This is a genomic window from Halorubrum ezzemoulense (genome assembly GCF_004126515.1).
Taxonomy (GTDB): Archaea; Halobacteriota; Halobacteria; order Halobacteriales; family Haloferacaceae; genus Halorubrum; species Halorubrum ezzemoulense.
On sequence record NZ_CP034940.1, the window covers coordinates 2024962 to 2042884 of the forward strand.

The 17923-nt window shown below is 70.1% G+C and carries 19 protein-coding genes; 11 read left to right on the plus strand and 8 right to left on the minus strand.

Annotation, left to right across the window (positions count from 1 at the left end):
- Window positions 1-79: 79 nt before the first annotated feature.
- On the minus strand, window positions 80-1186 hold the full coding sequence (locus tag EO776_RS10130; protein WP_100050283.1) for an IS630 family transposase: 1107 nt from the start codon (window positions 1184-1186) through the stop codon (window positions 80-82).
- 249 nt (window positions 1187-1435) lie between these two features.
- On the opposite strand from EO776_RS10130, the gene EO776_RS10135 reads away from it, so the two are divergent.
- Complete coding sequence (locus tag EO776_RS10135; RefSeq protein ID WP_049930897.1) at window positions 1436-2011, plus strand: hypothetical protein; 576 nt, start codon at window positions 1436-1438, stop codon at window positions 2009-2011.
- Between the two features lie 23 nt (window positions 2012-2034).
- Here the strand turns inward: EO776_RS10135 and EO776_RS10140 are convergent, their stop codons facing one another.
- From EO776_RS10140 to infB, 3 genes are all read right to left on the minus strand, one after another.
- Complete coding sequence (locus tag EO776_RS10140) at window positions 2035-2361, minus strand: hypothetical protein (protein WP_007345153.1); 327 nt, start codon at window positions 2359-2361, stop codon at window positions 2035-2037.
- A 74-nt stretch (window positions 2362-2435) separates the two neighbouring features.
- On the minus strand, window positions 2436-2615 hold the full coding sequence (locus EO776_RS10145) for a hypothetical protein (protein ID WP_049897959.1): 180 nt from the start codon (window positions 2613-2615) through the stop codon (window positions 2436-2438).
- 41 nt (window positions 2616-2656) lie between these two features.
- Window positions 2657-4450, minus strand: coding sequence for a translation initiation factor IF-2 (infB, locus tag EO776_RS10150; protein ID WP_049930890.1), 1794 nt, complete (start codon window positions 4448-4450; stop codon window positions 2657-2659).
- 191 nt (window positions 4451-4641) lie between these two features.
- Here infB and EO776_RS10155 point away from each other — a divergent pair, with 191 nt between their 5' ends.
- The 3 genes from EO776_RS10155 (at window position 4642) to EO776_RS10165 (ending at window position 6557) form a co-directional block, all read left to right on the plus strand.
- Complete coding sequence (locus EO776_RS10155; RefSeq protein WP_049930889.1) at window positions 4642-4887, plus strand: PRC-barrel domain-containing protein; 246 nt, start codon at window positions 4642-4644, stop codon at window positions 4885-4887.
- Window positions 4887-5345 carry an NOB1 family endonuclease gene (locus EO776_RS10160; protein WP_049930887.1) on the plus strand — a complete coding sequence of 153 codons (459 nt, stop codon included), beginning with the start codon at window positions 4887-4889 and terminating at the stop codon, window positions 5343-5345. The genes EO776_RS10155 and EO776_RS10160 overlap by 1 nt, the downstream gene beginning before the upstream one ends.
- A gap of 111 nt (window positions 5346-5456) precedes the next feature.
- On the plus strand, window positions 5457-6557 hold the full coding sequence (locus tag EO776_RS10165; RefSeq protein WP_099289128.1) for a DUF2891 domain-containing protein: 1101 nt from the start codon (window positions 5457-5459) through the stop codon (window positions 6555-6557).
- Here EO776_RS10165 and uppS read toward each other — a convergent pair.
- The gene (gene uppS, locus EO776_RS10170; protein WP_049931053.1) at window positions 6554-7549 is read right to left on the minus strand and encodes a polyprenyl diphosphate synthase; all 996 of its coding nucleotides are present in this window, start codon (window positions 7547-7549) and stop codon (window positions 6554-6556) included. The two genes, EO776_RS10165 and uppS, sit on opposite strands and share 4 nt — an antisense overlap.
- Before the next feature lie 62 nt (window positions 7550-7611).
- On the opposite strand from uppS, the gene lwrS reads away from it, so the two are divergent.
- From lwrS to EO776_RS10190, 4 genes are all read left to right on the plus strand, one after another.
- Complete coding sequence (gene lwrS / locus EO776_RS10175) at window positions 7612-7995, plus strand: LWR-salt protein (protein WP_094520007.1); 384 nt, start codon at window positions 7612-7614, stop codon at window positions 7993-7995.
- A 104-nt stretch (window positions 7996-8099) separates the two neighbouring features.
- The gene (locus tag EO776_RS10180) at window positions 8100-8753 is read left to right on the plus strand and encodes an HAD family hydrolase (protein WP_086215367.1); all 654 of its coding nucleotides are present in this window, start codon (window positions 8100-8102) and stop codon (window positions 8751-8753) included.
- 34 nt (window positions 8754-8787) lie between these two features.
- On the plus strand, window positions 8788-9144 hold the full coding sequence (locus EO776_RS10185; protein WP_049930878.1) for a helix-turn-helix transcriptional regulator: 357 nt from the start codon (window positions 8788-8790) through the stop codon (window positions 9142-9144).
- A gap of 25 nt (window positions 9145-9169) precedes the next feature.
- Window positions 9170-9715 carry a CopG family ribbon-helix-helix protein gene (locus tag EO776_RS10190; RefSeq protein WP_241897948.1) on the plus strand — a complete coding sequence of 182 codons (546 nt, stop codon included), beginning with the start codon at window positions 9170-9172 and terminating at the stop codon, window positions 9713-9715.
- A 36-nt stretch (window positions 9716-9751) separates the two neighbouring features.
- Here the strand turns inward: EO776_RS10190 and EO776_RS10195 are convergent, their stop codons facing one another.
- The 3 genes from EO776_RS10195 to EO776_RS10205 all read right to left on the minus strand — a co-directional run bounded on the left by EO776_RS10195 (window position 9752) and on the right by EO776_RS10205 (window position 13461).
- Entirely contained in the window at window positions 9752-11989 is a 2238-nt protein-coding gene (locus tag EO776_RS10195) for an AAA family ATPase (protein WP_049930874.1), read from the minus strand.
- Window positions 11990-12177: 188 nt separating this feature from the next.
- Window positions 12178-13059: a homoserine kinase gene (locus EO776_RS10200; protein ID WP_049930873.1), complete on the minus strand. Its 882-nt coding sequence runs from the start codon at window positions 13057-13059 to the stop codon at window positions 12178-12180.
- 153 nt (window positions 13060-13212) lie between these two features.
- The gene (locus EO776_RS10205) at window positions 13213-13461 is read right to left on the minus strand and encodes a hypothetical protein (RefSeq protein ID WP_049930871.1); all 249 of its coding nucleotides are present in this window, start codon (window positions 13459-13461) and stop codon (window positions 13213-13215) included.
- Between the two features lie 125 nt (window positions 13462-13586).
- Between EO776_RS10205 and EO776_RS10210 the strand changes: the two genes are divergently transcribed.
- The 3 genes from EO776_RS10210 to EO776_RS10220 all read left to right on the plus strand — a co-directional run bounded on the left by EO776_RS10210 (window position 13587) and on the right by EO776_RS10220 (window position 17904).
- Window positions 13587-14861: a TIGR00341 family protein gene (locus tag EO776_RS10210; protein ID WP_049931052.1), complete on the plus strand. Its 1275-nt coding sequence runs from the start codon at window positions 13587-13589 to the stop codon at window positions 14859-14861.
- Window positions 14862-15015: 154 nt separating this feature from the next.
- Entirely contained in the window at window positions 15016-17100 is a 2085-nt protein-coding gene (locus EO776_RS10215; protein WP_049930869.1) for a formate/nitrite transporter family protein, read from the plus strand.
- Window positions 17101-17160: 60 nt separating this feature from the next.
- On the plus strand, window positions 17161-17904 hold the full coding sequence (locus EO776_RS10220) for an SIMPL domain-containing protein (RefSeq protein WP_094520008.1): 744 nt from the start codon (window positions 17161-17163) through the stop codon (window positions 17902-17904).
- Window positions 17905-17923: the final 19 nt, after the last annotated feature.

Sequence of the window (17923 nt, forward strand, 5' to 3'; positions counted from 1 at the left end):
CGAGGTGCGGTGGCGCGTGCCTGCGAGGCCGCCTCGCGGCCGAGCCGCACGCGCGAGGGAGTCGCTGGCGCCGTAGTGATTAGGACATCTTACTGAAGAACCCGCTGAGATGGTTTTCGATCCACGATTCAGCGAAGCTGAGCTTCTCTGTGAGGTTCCCAAATATCTCATCAAGCAGTGATCTGTACTCGTCTTCGCCGTCGACAATCAACGGCGAGGACTCCCATTTGAGGCTCTTCCAGACTGGCTCAATCGGATTGAGATGCGGTGACCCAACAGGGAGAAAGACCAGATCAATGCCTAGCTCGTGAGCGCGCTTGCGTGTGTACTTGCAGATGTGTGAAGAGAAATTGTCCAAGACGAGCAGAATCCGCTTGCCGGGATTCTGCTCGCGGATTGCCTCGAAGCACGCACAGATCTCTTCTTTCGTTTGATCTGGTGGAAATGATAACACACTCGTCCCATTGAGTGCGTAAAACCCGGCCGCTGGTGTGTCTACTTTCACCAGCGGCCGTTCGATGTGCGGCTCATCAACTGAGTATACTCGCTGTGAATTGTCCCATGGTTGCGGGTGAGAGATATCGAAAAATCCCACTACGGTGCCACCGTCAGTGTAAATATCGTCGTCAGCATTCCAGTCTTCATCTTCTTCATCATCCTCTCGTTTGTTGTGTGGTTCGTTGTGAGCGTCCTCGTCGAACGCGTATTCGACGCGTTCGTCGAGGATCTCTTCGGCATTCTCTGGTCGGTCAGGACGTTTTGTCCGAGGAATCGCGTAATGCAGTCCAAGCTCATCCAAGAACGTCGGGAGGTAGTTTTTGTGGTACTCAACGTTGAACTCCTCGTCAAGAAGATGTTCGATCTCTTGTTTCTTCCATGGTTGATCCTCGCGGAGGCGTTCAATGAGTTGTTCTTGTTCGGTTTCATCGAGCTTCGGGGGCCTGCCGCCCCCGAAGTTCGGGGTGAGTTTCCCAAGGCCTCCTTGATTCCAGCGACGCACCCAGTTACTAGCCGCTCCATTCGAGATACCGACCTTGTCAGCTGCCTCAGCTAACGTTTCACCGTCGTAGAGATGCTTGAGAAAGGTAAGCCGCTTGTAGGTCTTGAGATTGTCAGTCTCAGCTTGAAGTCGATCTAAATCTTCCCTACTGAGGTGCTTCACGACCTCTTTCTCACGACCAACCATACTACCCGCAATTAGCTCCAGCTATTCAGTATCTTCCCTGAGGTACTACGGCGCCAGCGACGAGGCTGGGGAGGCGTGAGGCGCGCGGCCGGGGCTTCGGCGGTCGTGCTCGGGTCGGTGACCGCGCATCGCCGAGCGGCCGGGGCTTCGCTATGCTCGGTCAGGGGGTCGCTCGTAGCGACGACAGTCACGTATCGCGTTCGGGGAGCGGCCGTGACCTTATCAGAGCGCGTCGCCAATCCCGGGTCGATGGCGGACCGATCCGGCGGTGACGAGAGCGTCTCGACGACCGCCGACCGCGAAGGCGCTGACAACGCGGACGCCGACGCGTTCCCCGACTCCGAGACCCTCCCCGACGACCTCGACGACGCCGGCGTCGACGAGGAGGTGAAGCGCCGGCTCCGCGAGGCGTACCTCAACGACGAGGAGAACGCGCTGATCGTCACTCGGGTACGCTCGGTCGGCGACCGAGTGGTCGTCGAGATGCGTCCGCCGCACGGCGACGCCACGCACACCGAGCGGTTCGACGCGCCCCGCGACGGATCGCTTCAGGAGTCCGAGGAATTCCTCGGATTTCTGGACGCCGCGGGCGTTTCGCCGCTCGACGTCGACGAGCTCGTCGGCACCCGCGTGCCAGCGACGTACGACTCGGAGACGGGCTGGCGGGTCGACGCCGCGTACCGCGCCGCTTCGGAGGCGGACGGCGGGAGCCGGTTCGCGGACGCCCGCGAGTGGCTGTGGACCTACAAGGCCTGGCTGTTGGCCGCGTTGCTCGTCGGCGGCGAGTTGGCGTTCGTCGCGGTGATCATCCTGTTGTACGCCTGACTCCGGGGGCGCGGCGCGTCGGCTCAGAGCACCCGGAGTCGATACCCCTCGGCTGCGGTCTCGTCGGTGACGCGGCCCGTTTCAAGCGCCGTGTCCAGGACCTCGGCGACGAACTCCTTCGGCACCTCGACGCCGATGAAGTCGGTCCCCTCGCGAGCGGTCGTGAGGCGCGCCATCGTTCGCTTCGTGCCGTCGTCGTTGTAGACGCTCCCGACGCGCTCGCCGTCGCGGCGGAACCGCAGCGTCACGTCGGTCGGTTCGAGCGCGTCGAAGCGCACCTCGAACACCCGGTCGTCGCCCTCCAGCCGCGCGAGCATCGCGCCGTCGTGTTCGATCACGGTCGTCTCCATACCCCCGTTACGGGCTCGACGCACATAACGGCGACACGCGATCGACGGGTGCGCTCGGAGGGGACGGGGCCGCGTCACCCCGAGCTCTCGGCGTCGAGGTAGCCAATCACCGCCTGCGGCGCCACGACGCCGACCAGTATCAGCACGCCGATCAGGACGGTGTCGCTCAGGCCCGTCGCGACGCGACCGCCGTACGCCAGCGCCAAGCCGGCCGCCATGAACAGGAGGATGACCGCGTTCTCTCGGGAGACCATAGGCAGACGTGGCGACGCCGATTACAAGAGTCTTGTCGGAGTCACTTCCCCCAGAAGGGGTCGCGCTTCCGGCGCGTCTCCAAGTAGCCTTGGAGGGCCTCGCGCTCGTCTGCGGTGATCTCCTCTTTTAATTCCTGTTCGAGGATCTTCGCGTGCTTCTCTGGCACCTCGGTCCAGAGGGTGTCGCCCTCCTCGATGCCGCGGCCGACGGTCGGGCCGTCGATAGCGATGCTGACGCGCTCGCCGGCGCGAGCCTCGTCGACGTCGTCGCCCTGTTTCTGGATCCCGGAGAGGTCGCCGACGCGCTCGAACTCGTTGCCCTCGAAGTAGCCGACGTTGCGGTTGTTCTGGAGCGTGCCGGAGATGATCTCGACGCCGACGACCGCGGGGTCGTTCTGCCGGAACGTGTGGTCGGGGAGGATGCGGAAGCGGGCCGGGCGGACCACTTTGTCCAGCACCGTCTCCTGTTGCGCGCGCTGCTTCTCCTCGACGTAGCGCTCGTAGTCTTCGACCAGCTGGTAGATGACCTCGTTTTTGAACAGCTTCACGTCCGCGTTCTCTAAGTCCGACTCCGCGTTCTTGAGGAGGTCGACGTTGAACCCGAGGATCGCCTTGTGTTCGTCCTGGTTCGCCGTCTCGGCGACCGCGATGTCGCGCGGCGCGATGTCGCCGACCTCGGCGCGCAGGATCGGGACCTCCGCCTCGCGGAGGGCGTTCGCCATCGCCTCCAGCGAGCCGAGCGTGTCCGCCTTGACGACGACGCCGTTGTCGGCGGTCTCGACCTCTATCTCGGCGAGTTCGGCCTTCACTTCCTCGATGACCTGATCGGCGGTGCGGTCGCGGACGACCCGGACCGGCGCGCCCGCCATCGCCTGGTCGAGGTCGGGCGCGGCGATCTTCACGCCGGCCGCGGCGCCGATCTCGCCGACCTTCTCGAACTCCTTCTCGGTGCGGATCTCCGCGAGCGGCCGCGGACGGAGCAGCGCGCGGATCTCGGTGACGATCGGCTCGTTCTGTCCGCCGACCACGATGGTGTCGCCGTTCCGGATCACGCCGTCGTAGACGACGGTGTCGACGGTCGCGCCGAACCCCCGCTCGTCTTTCACTTCGAGGACCGTCCCCTCGCCGGGCCCCGTGACGTCGATCGCCATCTCCTCTTTCATGAACCGCTGGGAGAGACCCATGAGGACCGTCAGGAGGTCCGGGACGCCCTCGCCGGTGAGCGCCGAGAGCGGGACGACGCCGATGTTCTTCTGGAAGTCCTGGACGCGCCAGTAGAGGTCGGCGGAGAAGCCGGCGTCGGACAGCTGGCCGATAATCTCGTAGAGGTTCTCGTCGAGCATGGACTTCGCGCGCTCCGACTGCGCCTCCATGCTCTTCTGGATCGGTTCGCCGTCCTGCGGGTTCCACCCCGGCGTCGTGTCGGCCTTGTTGGCCGCGACGACGAACGGCGTCCCCGTCCGCCGGAGGATGTCTATCGCCTCCTCCGTCTGCGGCTGGAAGCCGTCGTTGACGTCGACGACGAGCACCGCGATGTCGGCGAGCGCGCCGCCGCGGGCGCGCAGCGTCGAGAAGGAGTGGTGGCCCGGCGTGTCGATGAACAGCAGGCCGGGGAGGTCGAAGTCGGACGGGTCGATCAGCTCGCCCGCCATGCCGGAGATGGTGTCGAGCGGGATGTCCGTCGCCCCGATGTGTTGGGTGATCGCGCCGGCCTCGCCCTCGCTGACGGCGGAGCCGCGGATCGTGTCGAGCAGGCTCGTCTTGCCGTGGTCGACGTGACCCAGCACGGCGACGATGGGGGTTCGCAGGGTGTCCGCGTGTGTGTGGTCGGTCATATGTGATCGCCCCGAGAAGGTTATAGCCACCATTCGTTCCGGCCGTCAGTTAAGCCTTTCAAAACGCCGCGGTGATCCGCGGCGGCGAAACCGGTGCCCAGTCACCGAGCGCCCGGCGCCGAGCCCGTCCGCGTCGGTCGCCCGTCGGACGGCCCGTGGCGTTTAAGACCGTCGCCCGGGACCGTGCGGGTATGGTCGACATCCTCGCGGAGAACCTCTCCGGGAAGGCGGTGATGAGCGCCGACGGCACGGAGCTCGGGGACCTGTACAACATCACGATGAACCTCGAGTCCGGCGAGCTGAACCACCTGCTCGTCAGCCCGCACGAGCAGCTCAGGAGCGAGCGCGTCGACTTCGACGTCGACGAGATGGGGCGGCTCCGGGTCCCGGTCGCGAACGTACAGGCGGTGAAAGACTACATCGTCGTCGCCCGCTGATGCAGGTCCTCGACTCGTCCGCGTTCATCCACGAGTACACGACCGACGAGGACGTGGTCTCCATCCCGGCGGTCCACGACGAACTGACAGGCGAGGTCGCGCTCCGGTTCGACGCGATGGAGGGCTCCGGGATGACCGTTCACGTCCCGGCGCCCGAGGCGGTCGACCGAGTCCGCCGGGCCGCGAAGGGGTCGGGCGACGCCGCTGAGCTGTCCGACACCGACATCCGGCTCATCGCGACCGCGCTGGAGCTTCACGGGACGCTCGTCACCGACGACTACGCGATGCAGAACGTCGCCGAGCGGCTCGACCTCCCGGTCGAGCCCATCGAGCGCGATGGGATCACCGAGGAGCGCGAGTGGCGCTTCCAGTGCGTCGGCTGCAACCGCACCTTCGACGAGAACAAGGAGCGGTGTCCGATCTGCGGCAGCGACCTGACGCGGAAGAACCCCGCGTGACCGGGCCGCCGGAGCGCCGCGGCGCGAGTCGTTCCCTCGCGCTCCCGAGCCGCGTGCGACCGGTCCGCACCCGACCGACCGATTGAACAGGCGCCCCGCCGACCGACCGGCATGAACGCCTTCGAGGAGCTGTCGCCGGACGCGCTCCGATCCGGGCGGGCGGACGCGCTCGACGACGCGGTCGCGACCGCGCTCGCCGCCCACCCGCTCGACGGTGTCGAGACCGAGTACCCCCACTATCGGGGCGCCGTCGAGGGGCCGGAGGCGCCGCCGCCCCCGTCGGAGGACCACCCCGTCTTCTACGGCTGCTTCGACTGGCACTCGGCGGTCCACAGCCACTGGGCGCTCGTCCGCGCGCTGCGGCTCGTTCCGCACCACCCGGACGAGGCCGATATCGCTGCCGGGATCGACGAGCGACTGGCTCCCGAGAGCGTCGCGAGCGAGGTCGCGTACCTCGACGAGAACCCCGGCTTCGAGGAGCCGTACGGCTGGGCGTGGCTGCTCCGGCTCGCCGCCGAACTCGACCTGTGGGACGACCCGCGCGCCGACGCGTGGCGCGAGACCCTCCGCCCGCTGGAAGGGCGGGTCCGGGAGGGGGTCCGAGAGTCGTTCCTCGGGATCGACCGCGCTCACCGCGTCGGTACGCACGGCAACACCGCGTTCGCGCTCGCCGGCGTGCTCGACTACGCGCGGGTCGTCGGCGACGCCGACCTCGAACGCGAGGCCGCGGCTGCGGCGCGCCGCCTCTACGCGGACGACACCGCCGCGGTCGTCGGCGCGGAGCCGGTCGGTTGGGACTTCGTCTCGCCCGCGCTGACCGAGGCGGACCTCATGCGCCGCGTCCTCGACCCGGACCCATTCGCGTCGTGGCTCGACGACTTCCTCCCGGACCTCGCCGCGCCGCCGCACGACGCGCTGTGTTCGCCGGTCGACGTGGAGCCCGACGAGGGCGACGGCGCCGCGATACACCTGATCGGGCTCAACGTCTCCCGGGCGTGGTGTCTCGCCGGAGTGGCCGACGCGCTCGACGGGCGGGACGGCCCGGCCGCGGACCGGCTCCGGGAGCCCCTCGACGACGCGGCGCGCCGCCACGCGGAGGCCGGGGCCGCGGACGTGCTCACCGACGACTACGCGGGGTCGCACTGGCTCTCGTCGTTCGCGCTGTACCTGCTGACGCGGAACGAGGGCGGCGTCGCGCCCGGCGCCGCCTAGTCGGCTCCCGTCGACTCGGGCCCGTCGCCGTCGATCCGACCGGCGGACTCGCCGTCGGCCGGGCCGGCCGAGTCACCGTCGGCGATGTCGAGCGCGTCGTCGGAGAGGTCGCTGCCGTCGAGCCGGGGGATCCGCTCGCGGAGCCTGGCGGCGGCGGCGCGGGCTTCGGCGAACTCCACCTCGGCGAGCGCGCGCACCAACGCGACCGCGCGCTCGGCCCGTGCGCGCTGCCACGACTCCTCGCGCGACTCGTAGGTGCGGATCGCGCGCAGGAAGTCGACCTCGGAGAACTCAGGCCAGTAGGGGGCACAGAAGTAGACGGCGGCCTCGTTGCCGTTGGCGTGCCACGGGAGGAAGTTCGAGGTGCGCTCGTCGCCGCCGGTGCGGACGATCAGGTCAACGTCGCGGATCGGGCGGTCGTACAGGCGCGACTCGACGGTCTCGACGTCGACGTCCCCGGGAGCCATCTCGCCCGCGTCCACGTCGCGGGCGATGGCGCGCGCGGCGTCGAGCAGTTCGGTCCGGCCGCCGTACGCCAGCGCGACGTTGAGCGTGAACCGGTCGTTGCCGGCGGTGCGCCGCTCCGCGTACTCGACCGCGTCGCGGACGCGCGGCGGGAGCCGGGCCACGTCGCCGATGGCGCGGACGCGGACGCCCTCATCGTGGACGCGGTCGGCGTCGGCGAACTCGCGCAGCTTGCGTTCGAGCAGGTCGAAGAGGGGTTCCAGCTCCTCGTCCGGGCGCTCGAAGTTCTCGGTGGAGAAGGCGTAGAGGGTGAGCTCCGAGACGCCGAGGTCGGCGCACCAGTCGAGGACCTGTTCGGTGGTGTCCGCGCCGGCGCGGTGTCCCTCGGGAGCGTCGTCGCCCTGCTCGCGGGCGTACCGACGGTTCCCGTCCTGGATGACGGCGACGTGGTCGGGGACGTCGTCGATCTCGCGGCGGAGGTGCCGCCGGTACGCGCGCCCGGCGAGGCCGCGGAGACGCTGCCACATGACGGGGTCCACGACGCCGAACGGTATGTAGCTTTATGAATCGGTCCGGCGACGGTCGACGCATGGAGGCCGCCTACGTCTTCCGCGTCGCCGTCCGACTCGATCCCGCGGACGCCGCCGTCGACCCGGGCCGGTTCGAGACGACGATGGAACTCCCCGCGAGCGACCCCGGTGCCGACGGGTGGCTGTTCTTCCGCGACCGGCTGTGGCGCGGCGAGGTCGGCGACGAGCCGTCGTTCCGGCGGCTGGCCGCGGAGCGCCTCGGACTGGCGGACGCCGCGAGCGTCGAGGTCGCCGCCGCCGACTTCCGCGAACTCCGCACCGACGAGGCGTACCGCGACGCGCTGACGGACGCGATCGCCGCGGACCTCGGCCGCTTCAACGCCGACTCGGTCGACGAGGTCCTCCGAAAGTACCTCGGCTCGTCGGTCCACGTCCGGGAGTGACGCGAGGGGGGGAAGCCGGCCGCCCGGACGGCTCCGGTCGGTGTGAGCAGGGATCCCGCGCACCCGCAACGCACTTGCCCGCCCCCGGCGTACGGGTGCACCGTATGGCCGTCACCGATTACGACTTCCACCTGTTCGACCTCGACGGGACCCTCGTCGACGCCGAGTGGGAGTACACCCGAGCGGTGTTCGACCGCGTCGGCGGCCGGCTGGGCCGCGAGTTCTCGGACCGGGAGGCGCGGGTCCTCTGGAGCGGTCTCGGCGGGTCTCGCGCGGAGACGCTCCGCGGGATGGGGGTCGACCCCGAGGCGTTCTGGCCCGCGTTTCACTCCGTCGAGGACCCGGTCGCCCGCGCGGAGGCGACGTACCTCCACGACGACGCCGCGCGGCTGCTCGACCGCGTCGAGGAGGTCGGCGGGCCGACGGGGCTCGTCACCCACTGTCAGGAGTTCCTCGCCGAGCCAGTCCTCGACCGCGTCGGCCTCGACGACCGCTTCGACGCCGTCGTCTGCTGCACCGACGAGACGGGGTGGAAGCCGTCCCCCGACCCGATCGAGACCGCGATGAGAGACCTCGGCGTCGATCCGACCCGAGGTCGCGGCTACTACGTCGGCGACGGCGAGAGCGACGTGGCGGCCGCCTGGAACGCCGGCCTCGACGCGGTCCACGTCGAGCGCGTCGGCCACGACGAGCGCGGGCGGTGCGTGCTCGGGGACCGGCGCGTGCGCCGGCTCGACGAGCTTGTCGACGCGTCGTGAGCGATTTATGCCGCCGCGGGCCGACTCGCGACACATGACGAAGTGGTTCCACAGCGGCCGCCGCCGCGACCTCTGCGCGCTCCTGTACGAACACGGGGAGCTGCGCGCGCAGTCGCTGAAGAGCCGGCTCGAATCGCACTACGACGAGCGGATCGATCCGGGATCGTTCTACGGCACGCTCTCGGCGCTCGTCGAGGCCGGCCACCTCCGCCGGCGCACCGAGGGGATCGCGGACGTGTACGCGCTCACCGAGGCGGGCGAGGCAGCCCTACTCGACCACTACGCGTGGCTCGGCGAGCGGATCGCAGGCGGCGACAGCGAGGGGACCGGAGGAGGCGGCGACCGGCCCGAGCGAGAAGCGGAACGCGGCGGCCCGGACCTCAAGGATTAACAACTTCCGCGGTATGATTTAATATATGACAGTCGTCAGCGTGTCCATGCCGGAGGAGCTGCTAGAGCGCATCGACAACTTCTCCGACGAGCACGGGTACACCGGCCGCAGCGAGGTCGTCCGCGAGGCCTCCCGGAACCTCCTCGGCGAGTTCGAGGACGCGAAGCTCAAGGACCGCGACCTCATGGCCGTCGTGACGGTGCTTTTCAACTACGAGACGACGAACGTCGAGGAGCGGATGATGCGCCTGCGCCACGAGGACGAGGGGATCGTCGCCTCGAACTTCCACAGCCACGTGGGCTCGCAGTACTGCATGGAGCTGTTCGTGTTGGAGGGCGAGCTCGCGGAGATATCGACGTTCGTGGGCAAGGTCCGCGCGACGAAAGACACGCTCACGGTCGATTACAGCGTCACCCCGGTCGACGAGTTCGGTCCCGGCGCGCTCGGAGACGCCGGCGCGCACGGCGGACACGATCACGGCGAGTCCGACGACGGGGGAACGGAGGGCAGAGAGGTGGAAGAGAAGGGAACGGAGGACGGCGCGGCCGCCGAGTCGAGCGGAGACGACTGACCGGAGACGGGACCGGCCCGCGGGACCTCGGCGCCCTCAGACGCTCTCGGGCCGGACGGACTCGAGCGCCGCGTCGAAGTCCTCGCCGGTGATCCCGACCTCGTCGGCGTGGTCGTTGGCGGCCTCGCCGTGCTCGTCGGCGACGCGCTCGATGGCGCGCATCGCCGCCGCCCGCGACAGCGAGGCGATCTCGGCCCCGGAGAACCCCTCCGTCTCGTCGGCGACGCGCTCCAGGTCAACCTCGTCCGTGAGGGGCTTCCCGCGGGTGTGGACCTCCAGGATCTTGCGGCGCGCCTCGCGGTCCGGCTCCGGCACCTCGACGTGCGTCTCGAGCCGGCCGGGGCGGAGCAGCGCGGGGTCGAGCGCGTCCCGCCGGTTGGTGGCCGCGAGGACGACGAGGTTCGGGTTGTCGCTGGCCCGGTCGAGCTCCGTCAGGAGCTGGGAGACGACGCGCTCGCTCACGCCCGAGCCGTCGCCGCCCGCCGCGTCCCGGTCGGTCGCGACCGCGTCGATCTCGTCGAAGAAGACGATCGCGGGGGCCGCCTGCCGCGCGCGGTCGAACAGCTCGCGGACCGCCTTCTCCGACTCCCCGACGTACCGGTCGAGCAGCTCCGGCCCGGCGACCTGGATGAAGTTGACGCCGCTCTCGCCGGCGATGGCGCGCGCGAGCAGCGTCTTCCCGGTGCCCGGCGGGCCGTACAGCAGGACGCCGGTCGGGGGGTCGGCGCCGGCGGCGTCAAACAGCGGCCCGTACGACAGCGGCCACGTCACGGCGCGTTCGAGCTCCCCCTTGGCGTCGTCGAGGCCGCCGACGTCCGCGAAGTCGGTGGTCGGCTGCTCGGCGACGTACTCGCGCATCGCGCTCGGCTCGACGTTGGCGTGCGCCGCCTCGAAGTCCGCCTTCGTGACGGTCACGTCGTTCAGCGCCCGCGAGTCCGACTCCCGGGCGCGACGGAGCGCGGTCATCGCCGCCTCCTGCGATAGCCCCTCGATGTCGGCGCCGACGAACCCGTGCGTCCGGCCCGCGATCCGGTCCAAGTCCACGTCGTCCGCGAGCGGCATCCGGCGCGTGTGGACATCGAGGATCTGCCGCCGCCCCGACTCGCCGGGCACGCCGATCTCGATCTCGCGGTCGAACCGCCCGCCGCGCCGGAGGGCGGGGTCGATGGTGTCGACGCGGTTCGTCGCGCCGATGACGATCACGTCGCCACGGGCGTCGAGCCCGTCCATCAGCGAGAGCAGCTGGCCGACGACGCGGTTCTCCACGTCGCCGCCGTCGTCGCGCTTGCCCGCGATCGAGTCGATCTCGTCGAAGAAAACGATCGCGGGGGCGTCGTCGCTCGCGCGCTCGAACACCTCGCGGAGCCGCTCCTCCGACTCGCCCTTGTACTTCGACATGATCTCCGGGCCGTCGACGGTGATGAACGTCGCGTCGACCTCGTTGGCGACGGCGCGGGCGATGAGCGTCTTCCCCGTCCCCGGCGGGCCGTGGAGGAGGACCCCCTTCGGCGGGTCGACGCCGAGCCGGGTGAACACCTCCGGCTCGGAGAGCGGGAGCTCGATGGTCTCCCGGACCAGCTCCAGCTCCTCGTCCAATCCGCCGATGTCCTCGTAGGTCGCGCCTGCGGTGTGTTCCTCGGGCGGCGACCCGCCCTTCGGACGGCCGTCGTCGCCGGGCGTCTCGGTCCCCGGATTCGCCGGCCCGCTGGCGCGGTCGCTCCCCGGCGCGGCCGACGCGTCGGCGCGGTCTCCGGCGGACCCGGCGCCGTCCTTGTACTCGACGGAGACGTCCGTCGAGGCCGTGATGCGGACGGTGCCCGCCGGGTCGGTCCGAGCGACCACGAACCGGAGCCCGCCCAGTCGCTCGACGTGGACGGCCTCGCCCTCGGTGACGGGGCGGTCGCGGAGCTCGCGGGAGAGCGCCCGCTCGACCACCTCGCGGCTCACGTCCACCTCGGCGAGCCGCCCGGGCGCGGCCAGCGTCACGCGGTCGGCGTCGGCGACGTCGACGGCCGCGATCGTGACAGTATCGCCGACCTTCACGCCGGCGTTCGCACGGGTGTCGGCGTCGATGAGGACGGAGCCCTCGGCGGCGTCGGGACCGCCCGGCCACACCTTCGCGACGGCGGTGCGCTCGCCGCGCACCTCGACCGTGTCGCCGCTGAGGAGGGCGAGCCGCTTGCGGGCCGACTCGGGGAGCCTGGCGATGCCCCGGCCCGCGTCCCGCTTCTCGGCGGCACGCACCGTGAGCCGGAGCCCTGCGGTGTCGTTCATACCACCAGTTCTCGCCGGCGGCTCTTTACGCTTGTCCGGTCGCGGCGGAGCCGCGCCGTCCGGCGTGTCCGTTGGGAGGGATGGGCCGGACGAGAGGGCGCGATCGACGGCGGCTCGTCACCGTCGACTTATCGGCCGGACCACGCGCCGACCGCGTGATCCGCTGCGAGCGGGACGGCCGCCCGGGCTCACTCGTCCAGCACGGTCGTACCGCGGCCGATGCGGGTCTGGTAGGCGCGCGCCTCGATCCCGGCGCCGGCGAAGGCGTCGAGCATCTCGGCCGCGACGGCCCGGCGGTCGCGCTCGCGGCAGGCCGCGATCACCGCCGGACCGGCGCCGCTGACGGTGACGCCCGTCGCGCCGGCGTCGAAGGCGCGTTCGCGCACGTCGTCGTAGCCGGTGATCAGGCGCGCGCGCTCGGGCGTGACCACCGGATCGGTCATGCCGAGACCGACGAGGGCCGGGTCGGAGCGACACATCCCGACCGCGAGCGTCGCCGCGTTGCCGACCGTCTCCACGAGGTCCTCCATCGAGGCGGTCTCGGGGACGACCCGGCGCGCGTCGCGGGTCGAGACCGCCACGTCGGGGAGACAGACGACCAGGGGGACCGCGGCGTCGACCGAGTGCGTGCCCTGGGCGGTCGTCACGGTGAAGCCGCCGAGGATCGAGGGCGCCACGTTGTCCGCGTGCGCGACCCCGGAGACCACCGCCTCGCCCTCGGCGGCGATCGGGACCAGCTCCTCCCGGGAGCGGCCCCTGTCGTACAGTCGGTTGAGCGCCACGGCCGCGCCCGCGGCGCTCGCGGCGGAGGAGCCGAGCCCCGACGCCGGGCGCACCCCCTTGTCGATGTGGATGCGCGCGGGGGCGTCGAGGGCCTCGACGACGGCGCCGACCGTGTTCTTGTCGGGGTCTTCCGGAATGTACTGCGCGCCGACGCCGGTGACCTCGATCGTCGTCTCGGCCGCCTTCTCGACGGTGACGACGTCGGCCGGCCGCGAGAGGGCCGCCCCGAACACGTCGAAGCCGCTCCCCAAGTTCGCGCTCGTCGCGGGGGCCCGTACCGTTACCATGGCGGGGAGTGTCCCCGGTGGGGCAAAAAGGAGCGGGATCGAACAGAAGTCGAAACCGCGGGGGAGCCGACCGAGTCCGTCTAGGGGGTCGAAAGAGCTGAGAGGAAGAGAGTTCGGCCGCGCGCGCCGCTCGACGGTCAGTTGACGCGGTTCTCAGCGCGCCATCGTCCACAGCAGCGTGCCGACGAGGACGAGCGGGATGCCGAGGAGGATGAACGTCGGCGGCATCGTCGTGTACGGGGCCATCAGGAAGATGACTCCGAACACGGCCATGATCGACGCGAGGGCCTTCTGGGACTTCAGCGGCGCGACACCCAGAAGCGAGACGACGAGCCCGAACAGTAGGACGTGCCCGAGGTGGTAGTCGAGCAGGAACGTGTCGATGACCAGCGGCGAGATCATTCTTGTCCGGAGGTGCGAGCGATTCGCGCATTAAAGTTCCGTTTCTCGTGGCCCGGCCGGGCCGCTGCGTGCCGATCTTATAAGGGCTGTCGGCGCGACCGCCGATCGTGCGACTCGTTCAGGTCATGATTCCGGCGGGCAAGCGGGCCGCTGTCGTCCGCGCGCTCGACGACGAGGGGGTCGACTACGTCGTCACCGACGAGACGAGCGGCCGGGAGTACACCGCGGTCGCGACGTTCCCGCTGCCGACCGCCGCCGTCGAGCCGGTCCTCGACCGACTCCGGGAGGCGGGGATCGACGAGAGCACGTACACCGTGATCGTCGCGGCCGAAACGGTCATCTCGCGCCGGTTCGAGGCGCTCGAAGAAGAGTACGAGGCGGACGCCGAGCGGAGCGGCGACCGCATCTCGCGGGAGGAGCTCCAGGCGAAGGCGGACGACCTCGCCTCGGGGCTCGGCACGTACGTGCTGATGACCGTCATCTCGTCGGTGATCGCCACGGCGGGGCTGCTGCTCGACTCGCCCGCCACCGTGGTCGGCTCGATGGTGATCGCGCCGCTCATTGGGCCGGCGATGTCGGCGGCGATCGGCACCGTCGTCGACGACGAGGCGCTGTTCCGGCGGGGAGTGCGGATGCAGGTGATCGGCGTCGCGGTCGCAGTTATCGCGGCGACGGCGTTCGCGTTCGCGCTGCGCTCGCTCGCCTTGGTTCCGCCCGGGCTGGACCCGCTCGAACTCGCGGAGGTGTCGGAGCGACTCGCGCCGAACGTCCTCGTGTTGGTCGTCGCGGTCGGGGCCGGGATCGCGGGCATCGTCTCGCTGATGACCGGCGTCTCCGCGACGCTCGTCGGCGTGATGATCGCGGTGGCGCTCATCCCGCCCGCGGCCGCGGTCGGCATCGGAATCGCCTTTCGGATCCCGCGGCTCGTGATCGGGGCGGGCGTCATCGTCGCGGTGAACGTCCTCTCGATCAACCTCTCGGCGCTCGTGATGCTGTGGTACGAGGGGTACCGCCCGCAGCGGTGGTTCCGGGAGGACGAGGCACGCGCCGCGTTCCTCAAGCGCGCCGCCGTCCTCGCGGTCGCCATCGCGCTGCTGTCGGTGTTCCTCGGCGGCGTCACCTACGAGTCGTACGTCGCCTCGACCACCGAGGCCGACATCCGCGCCGCCGCGAGCGACGAGTTGACCGCGCTGGACGCGGAGTTCGAACTCCTCGATCTGACCGTCGAGCGGACGGGAACCGTCCCGCCGCTCGAGACCGACCGGGTCGTGATCCGGGTCGGCACGCCCCCCGGCGGCACCGTCGAGGGGCTCGCGCCCGCGCTCGACGACCGGATCGAGTCGGTCGTCGGCGGCGAGGTGGAGGTCGAGGTCCGCTCGGTGACCGTCGAGCGCGCCTGAGTCCGTCTCGTTCTCCCGACCGCCCTAAGTCCGTCTCGTTTCGCCCGACCGCCCCTGAACTCGTCTCGTTTCGCCCGTCGCTGCGGTCCGCCGGTTCGCGTCCGCGTGATCGGAAGAGCAAGGGCTTTTTATCGGGCCTCCGTGGGCTCGGCCAGTGACGGATCCCACGCAATCCGACGACGATTCCATGCGAGAGGTCGTCGAGCGGTCCCGGAGCGGCGCGCCCGCGGTCGGCGAGGCCGTCCGGGACCGGTTCTCCTCCGACGAGGTGTTCCAGCGGATCATCGCGGCCGCGGACGAGGAGGTGACCTCCGGGAGCCGCGAACTCTTCTTCAGCGGGCTCGCCGCCGGGCTGGCTATCACGATCACGTTCATGCTGTACGCGTCGCTGACCGCGGCGACCGACTCTCACCCGATACTGAGCGTCCTCCTCTACCCGCTCGGGTTCATCTACATCATCATCGGCGGGTACCAGCTGTACACCGAGAACACCCTGCCGCCGGTGGCCCTGACCTTGGAGCGGCTCGCGAGCCTCCCCACGCTCCTCCGGCACTGGACGATCGTCCTCGCGGGCAACTTCGTCGGCGGCGGGATCGGCGCGGCCGTCCTCTCGTACGGCGGCGTCTTCACGGGCGACACCGTCGACGCGGCGCGGTACATCTCCGAGGGGGGATTCGGCGTCCCGTTCGTGCCGCTGTTCTTCAAGGCCGCGATGGCGGGGCTCGTCGTCGCCGGCGTCGTCTGGGTCGGCTTCGCCTCCACCGACTCCGTCAGCCGGATGCTCGTCGTCTACCTCGCGTTCCTCGCGATCCCGCTCGGCGACCTGTTTCACGTGGTCGTCTCCTTCACCGAGGTGCTGTACCTGTTCTTCCAGCACGGCATCCCGCTGTACGGCGCGGAGATCAGCCTCTTCTCCGGGCTCGTCGGCTTCGTCCTCCCGGTCCTGCTCGGGAACACCATCGGCGGGGTCGTCCTCGTCACGCTCGTCAACTACTTCCAGACCAGCGAGGAGCGCCTCGAAGAGGCGCGTTTCGAGGGCGTGAGCCGCCGCCTCACGGTCCCCGAGTGGGTGTTCGGCCGCGCGGCCGGGCGCTCGTACGTCCCGATATTGGACGCCACCGAGGCGACGCTGTTCGCGGGCGAGGGGTACCGGGTCATGGTACCGATCACGAACCCCCGGACCGACGGCCCGATCGTCGACCTAGCGGCGCGGCTCGCGAGCGACCACGACGATGGCGTCGTCCACATCGTCCACGTCGTTCAGGCGCCCGAGCGCATGTCGCTGTCCACCGGGGACGCCGGGCGGCGCATCGCGGACGTCTCCGGCGAGGGGATGGCGAACCTCCGGTCGACCGCGGCCGACTACGACGTGGAGGTGTCGACCTCCACGGTCGTCTCGCACCGCTCGTTCGAGGAGGTGTTCAACATGGCGCGACGGACCCGGCCGGACGCGGTGCTGATGGGCTGGGGCGACGACCAGCTCTGGAGCGCCGCCCGCGCCGAGCGGCCGATCGACGAGCTCACCAACCAGCTTCCCTGCGACTTCCTCATCCTCAACGAGCGCGATCTCGACACCTCGCGGATCCTCATCCCCACCTCCGGCGGCCCCGACTCCGACCTCAGCGCGGAGGTAGCGAAGGTGCTCGCCGACGCCACCGGGGCCGAGGTGACGCTGCTTCACGTGGTGGACGGGCCCGGAAACAGGGGACGGGGCGAGGCGTTCCTCGCGAACTGGGCGGCGGAACACGACCTCGACGACGCGGAGCTCGTCGTCGACGACGGCGGCGACGTGGAGGACGGCATCTGTCGGGCGGCCGCCGGAAAGACGCTGGTCATCATCGGAGCCACGGAGAAGGGGCTGCTCTCGCGGCTCGTCTCCAACTCGCTCCACCTCGACGTCATCCACGAGGTTGACGCCTCGGTGCTCCTCACAGAGCGGCCCAGCAGCCGGTCGCTACGCGAGCGGCTGTTCGGCTCCGGCCGCCGCGCCGCAACCGTGACCGGCGGCGTCGAGCGCGAGTCGAACCGCTCCGAAGGGACGGACGTGCAGTCCGCCGCGGACCGCGGTGACGGCGGTATCGAGGGTACCAGCTCGCAGGGCGACGGCGACTCCGACGACGCGGACGCGGGCGACTCCGGAGGCGCGAGCGACGACGCGTTCATCGCGGACCACGACGACGCGGACGAGGAGATCACCGAGGACGCGGCCGGCGAGCGCGACGGCGACGACGGGCGGTAACGAAAACGACTCTTTGCGTTATCTGCGGTTTATACGTGCTTTCGGACCGACTAAGCGCGTATGAACAGGCGACTGACAGCGATCGTTGGCATCGCGGCCCTCGTCGCGTTGGCCGGCTGTGCGGGGTTCGCGGGCACCGCGACCCCGACGGACGGCGACGAGGCGCAACTGGAACGGAACATCGAAGTGACGGCGACGGGCGAGGCGACCTCGGCGCCCGACCGCGCCACCCTCCGCGTCGCGGTCACCGCGACCGGGTCGGACGCCGCGGCCGTGCGCGACGAACTGGCCGCGGGCGAGGAGGATCTCCGGGCGGCGCTGACCGAGTGGGGCCTCAGCGACGACGCGATCCGGACGGAGCGGTACGACGTACAGGAGAGCTACGAGACCCGCGACGACCCGAACCGGACGCGGTACCAGGGCGTCCACCAGTACGCGATCGAACTCGACGACGTCGGCGCGGTCGGCGAGGTGATCGACGTCGCGATCGACGCCGGCGCGGACGAGGTCCAGCGGATCGAGTTCGGGCTGAGCGAGGAGACCGAGCGGGAGGTCCGCGAGGAGGCGATCGCACAGGCAATGTCGAACGCCGACGCCGACGCCGCCGCGCTCGCCGACGCGAGCGGGCTCGAGGTCTCGGGGGTCTACGAGGTGTCGACCGGGCGGTCGCAGTCGCGGCCGTACGTCGCCCAGACGTACGAGTCGGCCGCGGGCGGCGACGCCGGGGCCGCGACCGCCGTCGAGAGTGGCGACGTGAGCGTGAGCGTCTCGGTGAACGTCGTGTACGAGGCGACGCCGGCGTAGCGCCGCGAGGAGCCTTTTT

What these genes read in the sequence shown, in the direction of transcription:
- EO776_RS10130 (WP_100050283.1), bottom strand. Translation starts at nt 1,186, where the DNA reads ATGGTTGGTCGTGAGAAAGAGGTCGTGAAGCACCTCAGTAGGGAAGAT.
- EO776_RS10135 (WP_049930897.1), top strand. Translation starts at nt 1,436, where the DNA reads ATGGCGGACCGATCCGGCGGTGACGAGAGCGTCTCGACGACCGCCGAC.
- EO776_RS10140 (WP_007345153.1), bottom strand. Translation starts at nt 2,361, where the DNA reads ATGGAGACGACCGTGATCGAACACGACGGCGCGATGCTCGCGCGGCTG.
- EO776_RS10145 (WP_049897959.1), bottom strand. Translation starts at nt 2,615, where the DNA reads ATGGTCTCCCGAGAGAACGCGGTCATCCTCCTGTTCATGGCGGCCGGC.
- infB (WP_049930890.1), bottom strand. Translation starts at nt 4,450, where the DNA reads ATGACCGACCACACACACGCGGACACCCTGCGAACCCCCATCGTCGCC.
- EO776_RS10155 (WP_049930889.1), top strand. Translation starts at nt 4,642, where the DNA reads ATGGTCGACATCCTCGCGGAGAACCTCTCCGGGAAGGCGGTGATGAGC.
- EO776_RS10160 (WP_049930887.1), top strand. Translation starts at nt 4,887, where the DNA reads ATGCAGGTCCTCGACTCGTCCGCGTTCATCCACGAGTACACGACCGAC.
- EO776_RS10165 (WP_099289128.1), top strand. Translation starts at nt 5,457, where the DNA reads ATGAACGCCTTCGAGGAGCTGTCGCCGGACGCGCTCCGATCCGGGCGG.
- uppS (WP_049931053.1), bottom strand. Translation starts at nt 7,549, where the DNA reads ATGTGGCAGCGTCTCCGCGGCCTCGCCGGGCGCGCGTACCGGCGGCAC.
- lwrS (WP_094520007.1), top strand. Translation starts at nt 7,612, where the DNA reads ATGGAGGCCGCCTACGTCTTCCGCGTCGCCGTCCGACTCGATCCCGCG.
- EO776_RS10180 (WP_086215367.1), top strand. Translation starts at nt 8,100, where the DNA reads ATGGCCGTCACCGATTACGACTTCCACCTGTTCGACCTCGACGGGACC.
- EO776_RS10185 (WP_049930878.1), top strand. Translation starts at nt 8,788, where the DNA reads ATGACGAAGTGGTTCCACAGCGGCCGCCGCCGCGACCTCTGCGCGCTC.
- EO776_RS10190 (WP_241897948.1), top strand. Translation starts at nt 9,170, where the DNA reads ATGACAGTCGTCAGCGTGTCCATGCCGGAGGAGCTGCTAGAGCGCATC.
- EO776_RS10195 (WP_049930874.1), bottom strand. Translation starts at nt 11,989, where the DNA reads ATGAACGACACCGCAGGGCTCCGGCTCACGGTGCGTGCCGCCGAGAAG.
- EO776_RS10200 (WP_049930873.1), bottom strand. Translation starts at nt 13,059, where the DNA reads ATGGTAACGGTACGGGCCCCCGCGACGAGCGCGAACTTGGGGAGCGGC.
- EO776_RS10205 (WP_049930871.1), bottom strand. Translation starts at nt 13,461, where the DNA reads ATGATCTCGCCGCTGGTCATCGACACGTTCCTGCTCGACTACCACCTC.
- EO776_RS10210 (WP_049931052.1), top strand. Translation starts at nt 13,587, where the DNA reads ATGATTCCGGCGGGCAAGCGGGCCGCTGTCGTCCGCGCGCTCGACGAC.
- EO776_RS10220 (WP_094520008.1), top strand. Translation starts at nt 17,161, where the DNA reads ATGAACAGGCGACTGACAGCGATCGTTGGCATCGCGGCCCTCGTCGCG.